We start from the raw sequence: 17,044 nt of genomic DNA, 5'->3' as shown, positions 1-17,044 counted from the left end.
CGCGAGAGTCCTGCCGCGGCGCAGCGTATACACGTAGACTGTATACGGTCTACCGTCTGTAGCCTCCTGGTCGTTCCTCCGGTGGTCACGAGGCCGGCAGCCTTTCCCCGGCGGCCGGCACGGGCGTCGCGGCCAACCACGGCAGGACGGAGCCCAGTACGAGGTCGAGACCGCCGCCGTTCGGCCCGAGCATCGCGCCCGCCGGGACCAGGACGGGATCGGCGCAGACCGTGGCGGTGGCGCTGCCGCGCGGACCCTCGCCGTCCGGCCGGGCCGGCACGAACAGGCCCGCGGCGTCCGCCGGTACGAGCCAGAGCGTCATCCCGTCGCGCCCGTCGACGGCCCGGGAGGACCAGAGGTAGCTGTCCGCCTCCGCCGCCCCGACCACGTCGCGCTTGCGCGCGCTGAGCGCCACGACCTCTCCGGTGCGGGTCGCCGTCGAGCGCGTCCCGGGAGCCGGCGCCCCTGTCGCGCTCTCGCCGGCCTCCGTCAGCGCCAGTGTGCTCAGGTGCTCTCCGGCGGCGATCCGCCGGCGCAACCAGGGGCTGCCGTAGGCGTCGAGGACGGCGACGGCCGCGTAGTGGGACCGCAGTACGGCCCCGGTCGCCGGGCAGACGCGGGAGATGTCCCGCACCACCTCGGCGGCCTCGGTCGGCCCCCGGCCCCCGCCGCCGGCTTCGGCGGAGACGGTGAGTCCCAGGAGGCCGGCCCGGCCCAGCGCGTTCACGGCGGCGCGGGGGAAGTTTCCACGCCTGTCGGTCTGTTTGGCGCAGGGTCCGATGACGGTGCTCATGACGTGGGAGAGGCCGGTGCGGTACGACATGGGGCGCCCCCTGGAGTCCTGGCGGAGTGGTCCGCGACGGCTGTAGGGCACGGCTCGGGAAGGTGGCCGCGGGGTCGCGTCCGCCGTGCTGATTGCATACAGTATTCCTTCGACGTTCGGCTGCGAACCCCCTCGCGGTGGCGCGATCTGATGTGGGGTCACCGGACCTGGCGCGCCCCCTCGCGCCTCACCTGGAACTTCCTGCGCGGCCCTGGACACCCACGCATTGCATACAGTATTCGTTGCTCTAGGCCCCGCAGTCGTACGGCCATTCGGCCCGCACGCCGGGCAGCCACGGCGAGGAGGTTCGTTGCGCTCTTTCCTCCGGTCACGCAGGCCGCTCTTCCGAACATCCGGTGCGAACGCCTGTGTCCCGGAACCACGGACCCACCACGGACAAGTGAGGTGACCACAGTGACGACCAAGGCACTCGACGGCGTACGTGTCCTCGACATGACGCACGTACAGTCAGGCCCCTCCGCCACGCAGTTGCTGGCCTGGTTCGGCGCCGACGTGATCAAGGTGGAGGCGACGAGCGGCGACATCACCCGCAAGCAACTGCGGGACGTCCCGGACGTCGACTCCCTCTACTTCACGATGCTGAACTGCAACAAGCGCAGCATCACCCTCAACACCAAGACCGACCGCGGCAAGGAGCTGCTCACCGAGCTGATCCGGCGCAGCGACGTGATGGTGGAGAACTTCGGCCCGGGCGCGGTCGACCGGATGGGGTTCACCTGGGACCGCATCAAGCAGATCAATCCACGACTGGTCTTCGCCTCCATCAAGGGCTTCGGCGAGGGTCCGTACACCTCCTACAAGGCGTACGAGGTCGTCGCCCAGGCAATGGGCGGCTCCATGTCCACGACCGGATTCGAGGACGGCCCGCCCACGGCCACCGGCGCGCAGATCGGCGACTCGGGCACCGGCGTGCACCTGGTGACCGGCATCCTCGCGGCGCTCCTCCAGCGCGAGCGGACCGGACGCGGGCAGCGCGTGACGGTGGCCATGCAGCACTCGGTGCTGAACCTGTGCCGCGTGAAGCTGCGCGACCACCAGCGGCTGGCCCACGGCCCGTTGAACGAGTACCCGAACGAGGACTTCGGCGACGAGGTGCCGCGCTCCGGCAACGCCTCCGGCGGCGGACAGCCCGGCTGGGCCGTCAAGTGCGCGCCCGGCGGCCCCAACGACTACGTCTACGTGATCGTGCAGCCGGTCGGCTGGGAGCCGCTCGCGAAGCTCATCGGCCGGCCCGAGCTGGCCGAGGACCCGGACTGGAACACCCCGGAGGCGCGGCTGCCGAAGCTGGACAAGATGTTCCAGCTGATCGAGGAGTGGTCGGCCACGCTGCCCAAGTGGGAGGTGCTGGGGGCGCTCAACGCGCACAACATCCCGTGCGGTCCGATCCTCTCCACCAAGGAGATCGTCGAGGACGAGTCACTGGTCGCCAACGGCATGATCGTCCAGGTCGAGCATCCCGAGCGCGGCACCTTCACCACCGTCGGCTCTCCCATGAAGCTCTCCGACTCCCCGGTGGAGATCACCTCCTCGCCGCTGCTCGGCGAGCACAACGCAGAGGTGTACGGGAGCGAACTCGGGCTTTCCGAAGAGGAACTGGCGCTGCTCAAGGCGAACGGAGTGATCTGACCCATGTCGTTCGACACGAAGGCCGTGCGCGAGGTGCTGGACGCGGCCCGGGCGGAGGGGCGTACGGCCCTGACGGCCCCCGAAGGCAAGCGGATCACCGACGCGTACGCCATCCCGACACCCGCCGAAGAACTGGCGACGACCGCCGACGAAGCGGTGGCCCTGGCGGACCGCATCGGCTTCCCGGTCGCCATGAAGATCGTCTCCCCGCAGATCCTGCACAAGACGGACGCGGGCGGAGTACGGATCGGCGTGGCCTCGACGGAAGAGGTACGCGCCGCGTTCACCGAGATCGTCGCCAACGCGAAGGCGTACGACCCGGCGGCCGGCATCACCGGCGTGCAGGTGCAGCAGATGGTGCCGGCCGGGCAGGAGGTGCTGGTCGGTGCCGTCACCGACCCCACCTTCGGCAAGGTCGTCGCCTTCGGGCTCGGCGGTGTGCTGGTGGAGGTGGTCAAGGACATCACCTTCCGGCTCGCCCCGGCCGGCCACGACGACGCCCTGTCGATGCTCGACTCGATCAAGGCAGCGGACGTACTGCACGGCGTGCGGGGCGGAAAGGCCGTCGACCGGGAGGCGCTCGCCGGACTCATCGTCAAGGTCTCTCAACTGGCCGCCGACTTCCCCGAGATCGCCGAGGTGGACCTCAACCCGGTCTTCGCGACGGAGGACGGGGTGATCGCCGCCGACGTGCGCATCCTGCTCACCGACGCGCTCCGCGCCGAGCGGCGCCGCTACTCGCGCGAGGAGATCCTCGGGGCGATGCGGCGGCTGATGGAGCCGCGGTCCGTCACCGTCATCGGTGCCTCGAACGAGCCGGGAAAGATCGGCAACTCGGTGATGCGCAACCTCATCGACGGCGGCTTCCCGGGCGAGATCCACCCGGTGAACCCCAAGGCCGACGACATCCTCGGCCGCAAGGCGTACAAGTCCGTGACCGACGTGCCGGGCGACGTCGACGTGGCGGTGTTCGCCATCCCGGCGAAGTTCGTGCCCGCGGCTCTTGAGGAGGTGGGCCGCAAGGGCATCCCCAACGCGGTGCTCATCCCCTCCGGCTTCGCGGAGACCGGCGAGCACGCGCTCCAGCAGCGGATCGTGGAGATCGCCGAGGAGCACGGGGTACGGCTGCTGGGCCCGAACATCTACGGCTACTACTCGCCGTGGCAGGACCTGTGCGCCACCTTCTGCACGCCGTACGACGTGAAGGGCGGTGTGGCCCTCACCTCGCAGTCCGGCGGCATCGGCATGGCGATCCTGGGCTTCGCCCGCACCACGAAGACCGGTGTCTCGGCCATCGTCGGCCTCGGCAACAAGTCCGACGTGGACGAGGACGACCTGCTGACCTACTTCGGCGAGGACCCCCACACGAAGTGCATCGCCATGCACCTGGAGGACCTCAAGGACGGCCGGGCATTCGTCGAGGCGGCCCGCGCCACCGTGCCGAAGAAGCCGGTCGTGGTGCTCAAGGCCGGGCGGACCAGCGCGGGAGCGAAGGCGGCCGGCTCGCACACGGGCGCACTCGCCGGCGACGACGCCGTCTACGACGACGTGCTGCGCCAGGCAGGAGTGATCCGCGCGCCCGGACTGAACGAAATGCTGGAGTACGCCAGGGCGCTGCCCGTCATGCCCGCGCCGAAGGGCGACAACGTCGTCATCATCACGGGGGCCGGCGGCTCCGGCGTGCTGCTCTCGGACGCCATCGTCGACAACGGGCTGTCGCTGATGGAGATCCCGCCGGACCTCGACGAGGCGTTCCGCGGCTTCATCCCGCCCTTCGGCGCCGCCGGCAACCCGATCGACATCACCGGAGGCGAGCCGTCCTCCACCTACGAAGCGACCATCCGGCTCGGCCTGGAAGACCCCCGCATCCACGCGCTCGTACTGGGCTACTGGCACACGATCGTGACCCCGCCGATGGTCTTCGCCGAGCTGACGGCGAAGGCGGTGGCCGAGGCGCGGCAGAAGGGGATCGAGAAGCCGGTGGTGGCGTCGCTCGCGGGCGACGTCGAGGTCGAGGAGGCCTGCCAGTACCTCTTCGAGCACGGTGTCGTCGCCTATCCCTACACCACGGAGAAGCCGGTGGCGGCACTGGGCGCGAAGTACCGCTGGGCACGCGCGGCGGGACTGCTCCAGGACACCGGATCCGTACACGGACGCAGCGGCTGCCACCACAGCCGCCCGACGGAAGGAAGGGGTGAGACAGGAGGCGCAGTTCGGGTTCTTCTCAATGCCAAGGGGACAACATGACCTCAGAACGGCAGCAAGTCCCCGGTGGGCCGGCGACGGCGTACCGGGAGATCACGGACAGCAGAGGACGCGTATACCGGATGGGCGAGACGGACCGGGACATCCTCGGTCACTCGCGCAAGCTGATGGTCTACCTTCCGTGGATCGCGATGATGGCCATCAGCGTGTCGGAGTACGCCTACGGATCGGCGGAGGACACACTCGGGCACGCCCACGGCTGGAGCCAGACGGACACCTTCTGGATCCTCAGCATCTGGGTCTTCTCCCAGGCGGGCATCGCCTTCCCGGCCGGCTGGCTGCGGGAGCGGGGCATCCTCACCGCCAGGAGTGCCATGTACATCGGCGCGGTGCTGAACCTCATCAGCTTCGCGAGCCTGTCGCACATGGACAACGTGTGGCTCGCCATCCTCGGCTTCGGCGTGGTGGGCGGCATCGGCTCCGGCCTGGTGTACGCCACGTGCATCAACATGGTGGGCAAGTGGTTCCCGGAACGGCGCGGAGCGAAGACGGGGTTCGTGAACGGTGGTTTCGCCTATGGCGCGCTGCCCTTCATCTTCATCTTCAACTACGCCTTCGACACCAGCAATTACCACGAGGTGCTGGACCTCATCGGCGTGTACGTGCTGGTGATCGTGGCCGTGTGCGCCTACTTCTTCAAGGATCCGCCGAAGAACTGGTGGCCGAACCATGTCGACCCGCTGACGTACGCCAGCGCGCCGAAGAACACCCGCAGCCTCCAGAAGAACCCGCCGGCGGTGCGGCAGTACACGCCCAAGGAAGCCATGAAGACCGGCCGGCTCCCGCTGATGTGGTTCAGCCTGGTGATGTGCGGCGGGGTATCGATCTTCGGCATCTCCTTCCAGGTCGCCTTCGCCAAGGACGTCGGCTTCGGGCCGCTGGTGGCCGCGTCCTCCATGGGCGTCATGTCCGTCGTCAACGGCGTCGGCCGGGCCATCACGGGCTGGCTCTCGGACATGCTGGGACGCAAGGCGACCCTGGTGTACATCATCGTGATCCTGGGCCTGGCCCAGTTCGGGGTGATCTGGGCAGGCAAGACGCACAACGAGTGGCTGTTCCTGGCCTTCGCCTTCCTCTCCGGATTCGGCGGCGGCGCGTTCTTCCCGATGTTCGCGGCGCTCACGCCGGACTACTTCGGTGAGAACTACAACGCCACCAACTACGGCATCGTCTACAGCGGCAAGCTGGTCAGCGGCCTCTTCGGCGGCGGCATGGGCGCGATAGTGGTCGAGGACTGGGGCTACTACGGCGCCTACGCCCTCGCCGGCGTGATCTCCATGGCCTCGGCGCTGGTCGCGCTCACGCTGAGCCAGCCGGGCCGCCCCAAAGCACGGGGCATCACACCCAACCCGCAGCCCATCAGCCGCGAAGCGGTCTGACGGCCGCGAGGCCGCCCGACGGGCACGGCCGGCGGAACGATCGACGGATGTGCGTGCAGTGCGCCCCGTGCCGCACGCACACCCGCCGGGGGTGGCCGGGACCAGCCGCATACCCGAGTGTCCGCACGTTCCACGACGTACGACTCAGAGCGCAACCGTCCAGGGAGGATCCTGACCATGACCGACGCAGCCATCCCGGAAACGGCGAACGGGGGTGCCGACGACGCCCCGGCCGCCCTCACCGACGGAATCCATCTGGTCGTCGACGCGCTCAAACTCAACGGGGTGCAGAACCTCTACGGCGTGGTCGGCATCCCGATCACCGACCTGGCGCGCCTCGCCCAGCGCGAAGGGCTCCGCTACATCGGCTTCCGGCACGAGAGCGACGCCGGGCACGCCGCGGCCGCTGCCGGGTTCCTGACGAAGAAGCCGGGCATCTGCCTGACGGTGTCCGCTCCGGGGTTCCTCAACGGCCTCGTGGCGCTCGCCAACGCCACCACGAACTGCTTCCCGATGGTCCAGATATCCGGATCCAGCGAACGGCACCTGGTCGACCTCCAGCGGGGCGACTACGAAGAGATGGACCAGCTGGCGGCGGCCAGGCCCTTCGCCAAGGCGGCGTACCGCGTCCACCGTGCCGAGGACATCGGCCGCGGCATCGCCCGCGCCATCCGCACCGCGGTCTCCGGACGTCCCGGCGGCGTCTACCTCGACATCCCCGCCGCGGTCCTGGGCGAGGTCATCGACGCCGGGAAGGGCGCGGCCTCGCTGTGGGCCCCCGTCGATCCGGCGCCGCGCCAGCTGCCCGAGCCCGAAGCCGTCGACCGCGCGATCGACCTGCTCGCGAACGCCGAACGGCCGCTGGTCGTCCTGGGCAAGGGGGCCGCGTACGCCCGCGCCGACGCGCAGATCCGCGAGTTCATCGAGGCCACCGGAGTGCCCTACCTGCCGATGTCGATGGCCAAGGGCCTGCTGCCCGACGACCATCCGCAGTCGGCGGCCACCGCCCGGTCCCTCGCCCTGCGCCGCGCCGACGTGGTCATGCTCGTCGGCGCGCGGCTCAACTGGCTCCTGGGACACGGCGAGGCGCCGCAGTGGAGCCCGGACGCCAAGTTCGTCCAGGTCGACATCGCCGCCGCCGAGATGGACAGCAACCAGCCCATCGCGGCGCCCCTCGTCGGTGACGTGGGCTCGGTCATGGAGGCGCTCGCCGAGCGGAGCAAGCCCGGCCGGATCGCGGTACCGGGCCCATGGCGGGAGGAACTCCGCGCCCGCACCGAACAGAACGTCTCCAAGATGGCCAAGCGGCTCGAAACCGCGAAGAGCGCGAGCCCCATGAAATTCCTGGGCGCGCTGCAGGCGATCCGCGACGTACTGGCGGAGAACCCGCGGACCTACCTCGTCAACGAAGGGGCCAACACACTCGACCTCGCCCGCAGCGCCATCGGCATGCCGTCCCCGCGCCGCCGGCTGGACAGCGGTACCTGGGGCGTCATGGGCATCGGCATGGGCTACGCGATCGCGGCCGCCGTCGAGACCGGCGAACCGGTCGTCGCGCTGGAGGGCGACAGCGCCTTCGGATTCAGCGGCATGGAAGTGGAGACCATCTGCCGCTACAACCTGCCCGTCGTCACCCTCGTCTTCAACAACAGCGGCGTCTACCGGGGCGACGGAGCCTCACCGACCGACGACCCGGCGCCGACCGCCCTCAAGGCCCGCCACGACGTGATGATCGAGGCCTTCGGCGGCAAGGGGTACCGGGCGACGACGCCCGCCGAGGTCGCCGCCGCGCTCCGCGAGGCACTGGCGGCGCGCACGCCGGCCCTCATCGACTGCGTCATCGACCCCTCGGACGGCACCGAAAGCGGCCGGATCGCCCACCTCAATCCGAAGGGCATCGGCGGCTGAACCACCCCGGGCCTCCCCACGGCCCGGCCCGCGCGCGAGGCGCACCGCCCGGCCCGCACGAAGCGCACCGCCCGGCTCCGCTCCTGCATGAGCAGGGGGGAGCCGGGCGGTGCGCTGACGAGTCCCAGCCCCCGGAAATCCCGCACCGCACGGCCCTCTTCCCCCTCCAGCCCCCCTCTGCCAATCTGTGTCGTCAGCATCGAAGTGATGGCGCGCGTACAGCGGCTTCCGGGAGTCTGGCACCGTGGTGAGGATCCTTCGTTTCCCGGCCGCACGCCGATTATCCGGCGGCGGGCTCCCTGCCGTGCCGCCGGAGCCGGAGGAGCGCTTCGCGTACGACGCCTTCCTCTCGTACAGCAGGGCCGCCGACGGTGCAGTGGCCCGCGGCCTCCAGCACGGTCTGCACGCGTTCGCCAAACCGTGGTACCGACTCCGTGCCCTGCGGGTCTTCCGCGACGAGGGCAGCCTGGCCGCGAGCTCCCAGCTGTGGAGTTCCCTCCGGGAAGCGATGGACGCGTCCCGCTTCTTCGTCCTCCTGGCCTGCGAGCAGTCGGCCCGGGCGCCCTGGGTGGAGCAGGAGGTCGAGTACTGGTGCACCCACCGGGGCGTCGACCACCTCGTGATCGTCCTCACCGACCCGCCCCCCGACGGCAGCCGTCAACCACCCGGTATGGCCTGGGACGCGGCCCTGGGCGACTTCGACTGGCGGCGCACGACCGCACTGCCGAGATGCCTGTCGGGCCGCTTCCGGGAGGAGCCCAACGCGGTGCTCCTGGGGTGGGCCCGCACCAGGCCGGAACTGTCGCTGCGCGACCCGGAGTTCCGCACCGCGGTGGCAACCCTGGCGGCCCCCCTGCGCGGCATCGCCAAGGACCAGCTGATCGGCGAGGACATCCGCCAGCACCGCAGGTCGCGGCGGCACGTGCTGCTGACGACCGCCGTCCTGGCCGCCCTCGCCGTCATCGCCGCATTCGCCGCCGTGACCGCTGTGCAGCAGCGGAACACGGCCCGGGAGCAGACGGCGCTGGCCGAGGTTCGCCAGTACGCGGCGCAGTCCCGCAACGCCTCCGACCCCTACACGGCACTGGCCTACGCCATCGCCGCGGAACAGCGCGTCACCCCGCCCCTCCCCGAGGCCCGTGCCGCGTTCGCGGCGGCGGTGCGCGGCCTCGACTCGTGGCAGGCGCGGCTGGTCGGCGAGGTTCCGGCGCAGGACTTCTTCGACGCCTCGGTGCGGTGGTCCCCGGACGGTTCGCGGATCTGGGTGGCCGACACGATCGGGGGAGTGGCCCGCTGGAACGTGCGGGAGGGCAGGGCCGCCGTTTCGTACCGGAAGCCGGCCGAGCTCAAATTCGAACGGCTGCGGCTCAATTCGGTTCAGTGGAGCGGGAACGGCCGGTCGTTGCTGCTCTCCCGCAAGGAATCCACGTACGGACCGCCCTCCTACGCCGTGCGCGACAGCGCCTCCGGCAGCATCACCGCGGGGCCGTACGCGCTGCCGGACGAGTACACCGACGTCAGCGCCATGGAGTTCGCCCCGAAGGGGGACACGCTCGCCGTGGCGTCGGTCCGGGGCGGCGTCAGCCTGTGGAGTGCCGAGACCGGTCGACCCCTCGTGAAGGATCCGCTGCCCGGGTCGCGGTCGTCGGAGCGGATCCACGGCCTGTCCTGGTCGCCCGACGGCAGGTTCCTGTGCTCCCTCGCCTTCGAGTCGCTCAAGGTCTGGGACGTACGACGGGGCAGGCTGCTGTGGGCCGAGCGGGCGGGGCGCGAGTTCATGAGGCCGTCCTGGTCACCGGACGGCCGCCGTATCGCCGTCGGCAGCAGGGACGGGCGCATCACGTGGCGGGACGGGCGTACGGGGAAGGTCACGGCCGCCTCGTCCGACCGGCTCGGCGACGGGGTCAAGGAGATCAGCTGGTCGCCCGACGGCCGCCGGGTGGCCGCTGCCGACTTCGACGGCACCGTCCGGCTGTGGGATCCGGGCACCGGTGAACCGGTCGGCCCGGTACTCGGGCGGGACAGCAGCCGCTCGCTCACCGGCGGACTCGCCTGGTCTCCCGACGGCCGTTTCCTGGCGGGCACGTTCGTCAGCGACGCATCGGACGGCCAGAACGGCCCGGCGAGGTCCGTCATGCGTGTGTGGGAGGTCGCGCCCCCGCCGCCCCCCGAGGCCCGCTTGTCCGGACCCACCGAGGCCATCAGCTCCGTGGCCTGGTCGCCGGACGGCCGTCACCTCGCCGGCGGCAGTGGCGACGGCGCCGTGTGGGTCTGGGATCCCCGTACGGGAAAGCCCGTCCTCGACAGCCCGCAGCGGCGGCGCCGGGCCGGTGACGATGTCACGGCCGTCGCGTGGGATCCGAAGGGGCGTCGCCTGCTGAGGGCGGGGCAGGACGGTCTGCTGCCCCGTACGCTGCCCGGCGGTGCGGCCACCGGCGCGCACTGGTGGGGCAGCGGCGGTGCCACCACCGCTGCCTGGTCCCCGGACGGGACGCGAGTCGCCTCCGGGACGCGCGGCGGTACGGTCCGGATCTGGCACGCCACCACCGGAAAGCCCACGCGCAGTCAGCCGCGTGACGCCACCGGCGGGGGTGAGGATCACGGGCGGGGAGTGCGCTCCGTGGCATGGTCCCCGGACAGCCGCCACGTGGCCGCAGTGCTGCCCGACGGCTCGCTGCACCTCTGGGGCGCCGCGAGCGGACAGCCCTGGGGCGCAGCGCCGAAGAAGTCCTCGCATCTGGGGCGCAGCATGGCCTGGTCGCCGGACGGCAAGCTGATCGCCGTCGGTGGTGTGGACGGCACGATCCGGCTGTGGGACGGCGAGACCGGCACACCGCTGCCGGGCGTGCTCAGGTCCGGTGACAGCTCCGTCGAGGCGCTGGCCTGGTCCGCCGACTCCACGCGGCTGGCTGCGGGCGACGGCGCGGGGACGATCCGCTGGTGGGAACCGCGCCGGGACGCCCCGCCACAGCTCCGGGAGAAGGCGCACGACGGGCGCGTCACGGCGCTGAGCTGGTCGCCGGACGGTACCCGGCTGGTCAGCGGCGGTGCGGACGGGGCGGTACGACTGTGGCAGGGCAGCACGGAACGGCACCTGTGCCGCCTGGTCGGCAAGGCATTGCACCGCACACGGAACACCCCCGAACTGACCGGCGCCACCGGCGTCGCCGCACGGATCTGCGCCGACCCCTCGCGCATCCGCGACCAACCGGTCCTACCGCTCCAGCCGCACTCGACCGAGGAGAGCAGACGATGACGCGCTCCGTCCCCAGTGCCCGGCGGCCCCTGGGCCGTTCACTCCTGTTGTGCCTGTCCGTTCTCCTGGCGCTCCTCGCGACCCTGCTCGTCGCCGGCTGCGGCGGTCGGGAGGAGGGCGGCGACGCGCAGGGCAAGGACCACTCCCGCACCACGGAGGCCACCGGCGGGAAGGGCTCACCGGGCGAGCCCGGCTCGCCCGGAGCGACGCCACTGGCGGACACGGACTGGGCCACCGTGATCGACGACATCGACTGCACCGGCGCGGGCAACGAAGGGGTCGAGATCCTGGACACCCGGTTCGCCGACGTACGCGGTACCGGAGTGCCCGATGCGTTCGTCTGGTTCACCTGCCGCCACCAGGCCTCCACCTACCCCCAGCAACTGGAGGTGTACGACGGCTCGTCGTCCCCGGACGCCCCCCGGCGTATCGGGGTGCTGCTCAGCGCCGAGGAGAAGGCGAACGGCCCTGGACCGAGGGTGGGCGCCGTCTCCTTCTCCGGGAAGTCCGTGACGATCGACCTCGCCGCCTACACTCCTGACGACCCTTTCTGCTGCCCTTCGTTGCGGGTCGAGCGCACCTTCACCTGGAACGGCAAGAGCTTCGAGCGGAAGCCGGGTAAGTAGGACGGGACATCGAACGGGGGACCATGCCTGCATACGAGGACTTTCCGGCGCTCTTCAGGGCCGCCGACGTCAACTCCCTCCGGGGGCAACGGCGTTATCTGCTGGCGACCAAGTGCCAGCTGGGGGCGCTGATCGCCGCGGCCGCGCTGGGCGTGTTCAGCTGGCGGGTCAACGGCGCGGACGTCGCCGCGGCCGGATCGGTGGTGGCGTTCTGCGCGGCCGTGGTCACCGAGGTGTATCTGCTCAAGGAACGCCCGGACCGCATCTGGTACGAGGGGCGCGCGGTGGCCGAGTCGGCGAAGACGCTCACCTGGCGCTACATGGTCGGCGGCAGCCCGATGGGCACCGAGGAGACCGAGGCCGAGACCGCCGCCGAGCTGCTGCTGACCCGGTTCGCCGAGATCGAGGCCGATGTCGAGGCCGCCTGGCTCGTCCCCGACGGGGGCACCCCCGAGCAGGTCACCACCGGGATGACGCGGGTGCGCCGGCTGTCCCTGGAGGAACGCCGGGCGATCTATCTGCACGAACGCATCGAAGGCCAGCGTGAGTGGTACGGCACCAAGTCGCGGTGGAACGAGCGCCGAAGCACCGTCTGGGCGCTCGCCCTCACGGTCCTCGAACTGCTCGGGGTCTGTGCGGGCGTCGCCAAGGTGACGGGCGTCATCGACGTCGACCTGCTCGGTGTGTGCGCGGCGCTCGCCGCGGGAGGCACCGCGTGGGTGCAGACCAAGCAGCACAAGACCCTCGCCGTCGCGTACGCCGTCGCCCGGCACGAGCTGGCGACGATCGCCTTCCGCGCCCAACGCCCGGACACCGAGGCGGAATGGGCGACCTTCGTGGCGAACGCCGAGGACGCCATCTCGCGCGAACACACCCTGTGGCGTGCTTCGCACATGTGAGGCACCCACGCGTCCGCCGGCAGGACACCACCACGTTCGCCGCTCAAGGCGGCAGCAGGCGCTCCGCTCAAGGCGGCAACACGCTCTCCGCTCAGCCCTGGCGGGCGCGGTGTGCGAGGCGGTCGGCGAGTGCGAGGACGCGATCGCGGAGTTCGGCGGGGCGCTCGATGACGAAGGGCAGGTCGAGTGCGGCGAGCACCGGAGGCAACCAGTCGAGCCGCTCCGCCCGTACGTCGACGCGCAGCCAGTGCTCGGGCGCCCCGTCCTCGCCCGTCGCGGGCGCCGGCTCCGCCAGGCTCGCGACGCCGGCGGGAAGGCGGGTGCGGATCTGCTCGGCCGTTCCCTGGATCCGCAGGGTCACCTCGTGCCGGTACTCGGCCGTGGCGAACCCTGACAGCACGCGCTGGGCCGGGCCGGGCCCGTCGGGCACCTCGAACGATCCGGGCAGGGGCCGCGCGTCCGCGATGCGGTCGAGGCGGAAGGTCCGGTCCTCGCCGATCCCGGCGTCCCTGCCCGTGACGTACCACCGGCCCGCGTGGGCGACGATCCCGTACGCGTGCAGCGTCCGCTCGCTGCGGCGGTCAGCACGGTCGGTGTACCGGATCGCGACCGGCCGGCAGTGGCGCACCGCGTCGGCGACGGCCAGCAGGACCTCGGCGTCCGGGGGGTCGAACTCCCCTGGCCGGTCCGTGAAGGCGATGGACTCCAGCAGTGCGTCGAGCCGGCGGGCGACGTGCCGGGGCAGCACGCGCCGGATCTTGGCCGCGGCCGTCTCGCCCGCCGTGTGCTCCGTGGTCGTCAGCCCCGTTCGCCGGCCGGCTTCCAGGCCGAGCAGCACGGCCAGCGCCTCGTCGTCGCCGAGCATGAGCGGAGGCAGACGGTGGCCGGGGGCGAGCCGGTACCCGCCGTAGCGGCCGCGCACCGATTCCACGGGCACGTCGAGGTCGAGCAGGTGGTCCACGTACCGCCGCACGGTGCGTCCGTCGACGCCGAGCCGGTCGGCGAGTTCGGCCATGGTCCGGGTGCCGCCCGACTGCAGCAGCTCCAGAAGCGTCAGTACGCGGCCGGTGGGTCGAGGCATGTGCCCAGCGTACGGCGAATACTGGACCGATTCTGTCCACTATTTCTCCTAGCCTGCGGAGCGCACGACTTCAGCACTGCCGAGGAGAACCCATGAACTTCGTCTCGATCCGCATCATCACCGGCGACGTCGCGCGCCTCGTCGAGTTCTACGAGCGCGCCACGGGGGTGGCGGCGGTCTGGGCCACCGAGGAGTTCGCCGAAATCGGGACGCCACACGCCACCCTCGCGATCGCCGGCGCCCGCACCGTCGACCTGTTCGCGCCGGGCTCCGCCCGTCCGGCCGCCAACCACAGCGTGATCACCGAGTTCCTCGTCGACGACGTGGACCGCGTGCACCGGAACCTGACCGGCTTCGTCACCGGCTTCGTCAACGAGCCCACCACCATGCCCTGGGGCAACCGTTCACTGCTGTTCCGCGACCCCGACGGCAATCTCGTCAACTTCTTCACCCCCGTCACGCCGACGGCCATCGAGAAGTTCGCGCGCTGACACACCGCATCGCCGGTGGGCCGTCTGCGGAGGGCTTGCCGGTGCCGTACGGCAGTGACCGCGCCGCATGGTCCGGGCCTCGCGGGGCACACGGGACATACGCCTCGACCAAGGAGCCTCCATGATGATTCTCGGCATAGTCGCCGTATGCGTCGTTCTGGCAGTCCTGGCCTTCCTGGTGCCCCGGCTGTCCCGGCACCCGCAGCGCGGCACCCAGCGCACGCTGCACGCCGGGTCGCGGGCCGGCGGCAAGGCCCCCGGCCTCCTGGGCCGGGTCCTGAGCAAGCCCTTCAGCAGCAGCTCCAAGGCAGTGGGCCGCAGCGGTTCGGCCGGCCGGCGCGCCCGCGGCCGGATGCCGTTCTAGTACCGGAACCGGTCGCCCACCCGGCAACCTTTCCCGCCTCACCGGCGACCACCGCCCGAAGACAGCCGACCAAGCGACTTCGGGAGAGGCCGGGGAATGACCACACAACGCGACAGAACACCTCGCGCGCGGAAGGGACGGCACGGGCGGCGCGGAACGGGTGCCGGGTGGGGCCTGCGAGCGGGCGTGCCGCTGGGCGCGCTCGTCGCCACGGGCCTCGCCTGCGGCGGTGCCTTCGGCGCTTTCGGCGCGGCGGGCGCGGCAGCGGCGGAAGGCACCGGCGGCGCCGGGCGGACCGCCGAGGCGGCCCCCGCCCGGGCCGGGGAGGCGGCGGACGGCTTCGCCTCCGTGCACGCGCTCGGCCAGAACGGCACCTACGGCGGGCGGGACGGGAAGACCGTCACCGTCACGTCGCTCGCCGAGCTGGAGAAGTACGCCACCGCCGCCGAGCCGTACGTCATCGTCGTGGACGGCGCGATCACGATGGACCCCAAGGGCAAGGAGATCAAGGTCGCCTCCGACAAGACGATCGTGGGGGCCGGGACCTCCGGCGAGATCGTCGGTGGTGGCTTCTTCCTCGGCCAGGGCGTCCACAACGTGATCATCCGCAACCTCACGATCCGCGACTCCTACGCCGGGACCTGGAACGACAAGGACCACGACTGGGACGCCGTGCAGATGGACGGCGCGCACCACGTGTGGATCGACCACAACGACCTGCGGCACATGGCCGACGGCCTGATCGACAGCCGCAAGGACACCACGTATCTGACGGTGTCCTGGAACCGGCTGGAGAACCACAACAAGGCGTTCGGCATCGGCTGGACCGACAACGTCACGGCCGACATCACCGTCCACCACAACTGGTTCCGCGAGACCGAGCAGCGCAACCCGTCCACGGACAACGTCGCGCACGCGCACCTCTACAACAACTACCTCCAGGACGAGCCGGGCACCGGCATCACGTCCTCGTACGGGAACTACTCCCGCGGCCGGACCAGCATGCTCCTGGAGAACAGCTACTTCGACGGCGTCAACAACCCCGTCATCAAGGACGACACCGCCTCGCTCGTGCAGCGCGGCAACGTCTTCAAGGGCACCGAGGGGCGCAACGAGAGCGGCGGCACGGCCTTCGACCCGAAGACGTACTACCCGTACTCGCTCGACCCCGCCGCCGACGTGCCCGGCCTCGTCAAGGCCGGCTCCGGGCCGCGCGCCGCACTGGGCACCGAAGCGGCAGCCGCGGCCACCACCCTCACCGTCGCCGCGGACGGCAGCGGGCAGTACCGGACCGTGCAGGCCGCCGTGGACGCCGTGCCGGCCGGCAACACCTCGCGGATCGTCATCGCCGTCAAGCCGGGCACCTACCGCGAGGCGGTGAAGGTGCCGGCGAACAAGCCGCATGTCACGATCCAGGGCACCGGACCGACCGCGGCGGACGCGCAGATCGTAGAGAGCCGGTCGGCGGGCACCGCCAAGCCCGGTGGCGGCACGTACGGCACCTCCGGCAGCGCCACCCTCGCGGTGGAGGCCGACGACTTCCGGCTGCGCAACCTCACCGTCAGCAACGACTTCGACGAGGCAGCCCATCAGGGCCAGGAGGGCCACCAGGCGGTCGCGTTGCGTACCGCGGCCGACAAGGTGGTGCTCCAGCAGATCGTCGTCAAGGGCGACCAGGACACCCTGCTCCTCGACACCGCCTCGAAGGACAGGCGCGGCCGGGTGTACGTCGACAGGTCCACCGTCGTCGGCAACGTCGACTTCGTCTTCGGCCGGGCCACCGCCGTGCTCGACCGGTCCGTCCTCACCCTGAAGAAGCGCTGGGACGGGACGTCGGCCGGGTACGTCACCGCGCCGTCCACGGCCGCCGGTAACAAGGGCTTCCTCATCACCGGCTCGGTGGTGGAGGGCGGCGTCGGCGACCGCAGCCACTACCTCGGACGGCCCTGGCACGCGGGCGGCGACGCCACCCTCGACCCCCAGACCGTCGTCCGCGACACCCGGCTGAGCGCCGCGGTGCGGACCGCCCCCTGGACCGACATGGGCGGCTTCTCCTGGAAGGACGACCGCTTCGCCGAATACGCCAACACCGGCCCGGGCGCGGGCCCGGCCGGTGCGGACCGCCCCCAACTGACGGACCAGCAGGCGACCGCGTACGAGATCGCCGACTGGCTGGGAGACTGGACACCGTCCGCGTCCTAGCCGGCCCGGCGGCTCCCCGGCACGTCACGCCGCGCGGCCCGCTCCTCGCCGGACGGGCCGTAACCTCCTCCATCAGCCTTTCGTTTCAGATGATGTGACAAGT

At 71.2% G+C, this 17,044-nt stretch carries 11 protein-coding genes and 1 pseudogene; 10 read left to right on the top strand and 2 right to left on the bottom strand.

Annotated elements, in window-relative coordinates:
- Window positions 1–85: 85 nt before the first annotated feature.
- Window positions 86–823 carry an acyl-CoA dehydrogenase family protein gene (locus ACZ6WH_RS13920; protein ID WP_469728318.1) on the bottom strand — a complete coding sequence of 246 codons (738 nt, stop codon included), beginning with the start codon at window positions 821–823 and terminating at the stop codon, window positions 86–88.
- 414 nt (window positions 824–1,237) lie between these two features.
- Here ACZ6WH_RS13920 and frc point away from each other — a divergent pair, with 414 nt between their 5' ends.
- From frc to ACZ6WH_RS13885, 7 genes and pseudogenes are all read left to right on the top strand, one after another.
- Window positions 1,238–2,470: a formyl-CoA transferase gene (gene frc, locus ACZ6WH_RS13915; RefSeq protein WP_469728317.1), complete on the top strand. Its 1,233-nt coding sequence runs from the start codon at window positions 1,238–1,240 to the stop codon at window positions 2,468–2,470.
- 3 nt (window positions 2,471–2,473) lie between these two features.
- A pseudogene (locus ACZ6WH_RS13910) lies at window positions 2,474–4,600 on the top strand (acetate--CoA ligase family protein); the annotation flags it as partial.
- A gap of 113 nt (window positions 4,601–4,713) precedes the next feature.
- On the top strand, window positions 4,714–6,114 hold the full coding sequence (locus ACZ6WH_RS13905) for an OFA family MFS transporter (protein WP_469728316.1): 1,401 nt from the start codon (window positions 4,714–4,716) through the stop codon (window positions 6,112–6,114).
- A 177-nt stretch (window positions 6,115–6,291) separates the two neighbouring features.
- Window positions 6,292–8,022, top strand: a complete 1,731-nt coding sequence (oxc, locus tag ACZ6WH_RS13900) for an oxalyl-CoA decarboxylase (protein ID WP_469728314.1) — start codon at window positions 6,292–6,294, stop codon at window positions 8,020–8,022.
- 244 nt (window positions 8,023–8,266) lie between these two features.
- Window positions 8,267–11,278 carry a WD40 domain-containing protein gene (locus ACZ6WH_RS13895; protein WP_469728313.1) on the top strand — a complete coding sequence of 1,004 codons (3,012 nt, stop codon included), beginning with the start codon at window positions 8,267–8,269 and terminating at the stop codon, window positions 11,276–11,278.
- Complete coding sequence (locus ACZ6WH_RS13890) at window positions 11,275–11,904, top strand: hypothetical protein (protein WP_469728312.1); 630 nt, start codon at window positions 11,275–11,277, stop codon at window positions 11,902–11,904. Before ACZ6WH_RS13895 ends, ACZ6WH_RS13890 begins: the two co-directional genes overlap by 4 nt.
- Before the next feature lie 23 nt (window positions 11,905–11,927).
- Window positions 11,928–12,803, top strand: coding sequence for a DUF4231 domain-containing protein (locus tag ACZ6WH_RS13885; protein WP_432861722.1), 876 nt, complete (start codon window positions 11,928–11,930; stop codon window positions 12,801–12,803).
- A 91-nt stretch (window positions 12,804–12,894) separates the two neighbouring features.
- Here ACZ6WH_RS13885 and ACZ6WH_RS13880 read toward each other — a convergent pair whose 3' ends face one another.
- Window positions 12,895–13,884, bottom strand: coding sequence for a helix-turn-helix transcriptional regulator (locus ACZ6WH_RS13880; RefSeq protein WP_469728311.1), 990 nt, complete (start codon window positions 13,882–13,884; stop codon window positions 12,895–12,897).
- A 92-nt stretch (window positions 13,885–13,976) separates the two neighbouring features.
- Between ACZ6WH_RS13880 and ACZ6WH_RS13875 the strand changes: the two genes are divergently transcribed.
- The 3 genes from ACZ6WH_RS13875 (at window position 13,977) to ACZ6WH_RS13865 (ending at window position 16,941) form a co-directional block, all read left to right on the top strand.
- On the top strand, window positions 13,977–14,375 hold the full coding sequence (locus ACZ6WH_RS13875) for a VOC family protein (RefSeq protein ID WP_469728310.1): 399 nt from the start codon (window positions 13,977–13,979) through the stop codon (window positions 14,373–14,375).
- 121 nt (window positions 14,376–14,496) lie between these two features.
- Window positions 14,497–14,739 carry a DUF6411 family protein gene (locus ACZ6WH_RS13870; protein WP_432861732.1) on the top strand — a complete coding sequence of 81 codons (243 nt, stop codon included), beginning with the start codon at window positions 14,497–14,499 and terminating at the stop codon, window positions 14,737–14,739.
- A 96-nt stretch (window positions 14,740–14,835) separates the two neighbouring features.
- A complete protein-coding gene (locus ACZ6WH_RS13865) occupies window positions 14,836–16,941 on the top strand; it encodes a pectinesterase family protein (protein ID WP_469728308.1) in 2,106 nt (701 codons plus the stop codon).
- Window positions 16,942–17,044: the final 103 nt, after the last annotated feature.

Source organism: Streptomyces sp. NPDC050806, from assembly GCF_055586425.1.
This window is presented reverse-complemented; position numbering and strand designations above follow the sequence as displayed.